The 1483-nt window shown below is 60.9% G+C and carries 3 protein-coding genes; all 3 read left to right on the top strand.

The window, feature by feature from the left end; all coding sequences use genetic code 11:
* Positions 1–180: 180 nt before the first annotated feature.
* On the top strand, positions 181–498 hold the full coding sequence (locus tag AB4Y84_RS21525) for a DMT family transporter (RefSeq protein WP_032977375.1): 318 nt from the start codon (positions 181–183) through the stop codon (positions 496–498).
* Between the two features lie 25 nt (positions 499–523).
* Complete coding sequence (locus tag AB4Y84_RS21530) at positions 524–700, top strand: hypothetical protein (protein ID WP_170919616.1); 177 nt, start codon at positions 524–526, stop codon at positions 698–700.
* A gap of 165 nt (positions 701–865) precedes the next feature.
* On the top strand, positions 866–1483 hold a 618-nt coding region (locus tag AB4Y84_RS21535; RefSeq protein WP_442250914.1), incomplete at its 3' end, for an ESPR domain-containing protein.

Below are 1483 nucleotides of genomic sequence, written 5' to 3' on the forward strand. Positions count from 1 at the left end.
AAGCTGGCGTCAGCATGGGTGCTGACGCCAGCTTCACGCGCTGAATCCGATGTAACCCGTTGGCCACGTCATCTGCCCGGGGCGGTTGCCGTTGCTAGAATCCGGCCGCAGGAGGAACGACCTCCCCCACATCGGGATTCAATGACCAGGACGGCCTGGCCCTACCAAAGGAGGGCTGTCATGGCCTGGATCTATCTGTTGTTTGCCGGCTTGCTGGAAATCGTCTGGGCGGTGTCGATGAAGCAGTCTGAAGGCTTCACCAAACTCACCCCCACCGTCATCACCATCGTCGGCATGATCGCCAGCTTCTGGCTGCTGGCCGTCGCCATGCGCAGCCTGCCGCTGGGCACCGCCTATACGATCTGGACCGGTATCGGCGCGGTCGGTGCCTTCGTGGTCGGCATCGTGTTCCTGGGCGAGCAGGTCAGCCCGATGCGGATTGGCGCGGCGGTACTCATCGTCGCCGGCCTGGTGCTGATGAAACTCTCCAGCAGCTGAGTCCGGTTGCGAGCGCGACGGGAATATGGATATTCCCGTTCTGCAGAAACAAGAGAATATGCATTTTCGGCAAAGTCGTGACGACTGCCGTGATTATTTGACGGCCATCATGAAAATAACGTGCCGGATTCACGTGGTGCTGGCGGTGACGGCCGCACAGTGCGCCCATTCGTCGAGCGAAACCGGGGAGTTTTCGCGCTGACGGACATGCAGGGGCGCGCAGTTCCTGCAGCGCTTGCACGTGAAAGTGTGACTGTTTTCCAAGGTTGATACCGCAGGTCTTGTTCCCGGGTGGAGCAGGGCGGGACGACATCACCTCAAAAAAACCTGCCTGCTGTGCCACCGGTCATTTCATGGAGATTTACCGATGAACCGCATTTACCGTCTGGTTTTCAATCGTGCCCTTGGTGTGATGCAGGTGGCCTCGGAAATCACCCAGAATCCGACGGGAGGCGGTAAATCGGCAGGACGACATCTGCCGGGCCTGAAGGCGCATCGGCTGGCGCTGGCATTGACCGCTACTTTGGCCAGTGGGTCGGCGTTTGCGGCATGCACCACGGCCGGTGCGGTGATTACCTGCGATGGCGCGACGGACCAGAACACTCTTTCCAGTACCGCCAATGGCGTGACCCTGAACATCGCCACCGGCGCGGTGCTGAGCGTGCCGCCGGTGTTGGGGGGCACTGCGGTGACGCTGTCCGGCAACGGCATTACGGTGAACAACCAGGGCACGATCGATCCCACCATCAACGGCGGCTTGAGCCTTGCGGCGGCAGGCATGGTGCTGGGCAACAACACTGCCGGTGGCAATACCATCAACGTCAACAACCAGGCGGGCGGCAGCATCAAGGGCCTGGTCAACATCGGTTCGATTCTTGGGTTTGGTGGACAGGCACTGGTCACGCAGAACGCTGCCGGTGGTGTCACCAACATCACCAATGACGGCACCGTGGACATGTCCATCCTCGGGGCGGGGCTGTTCACC

This window comes from Stenotrophomonas sp. 2YAF22, assembly GCF_052114665.1.
Classification (GTDB): domain Bacteria; phylum Pseudomonadota; class Gammaproteobacteria; order Xanthomonadales; family Xanthomonadaceae; genus Stenotrophomonas; species Stenotrophomonas indicatrix.

Excerpts from the sequence above, each read along its gene's own strand:
- AB4Y84_RS21525 (WP_032977375.1), top strand. The coding sequence starts at position 181 with ATGGCCTGGATCTATCTGTTGTTTGCCGGCTTGCTGGAAATCGTCTGG.
- AB4Y84_RS21530 (WP_170919616.1), top strand. The coding sequence starts at position 524 with ATGGATATTCCCGTTCTGCAGAAACAAGAGAATATGCATTTTCGGCAA.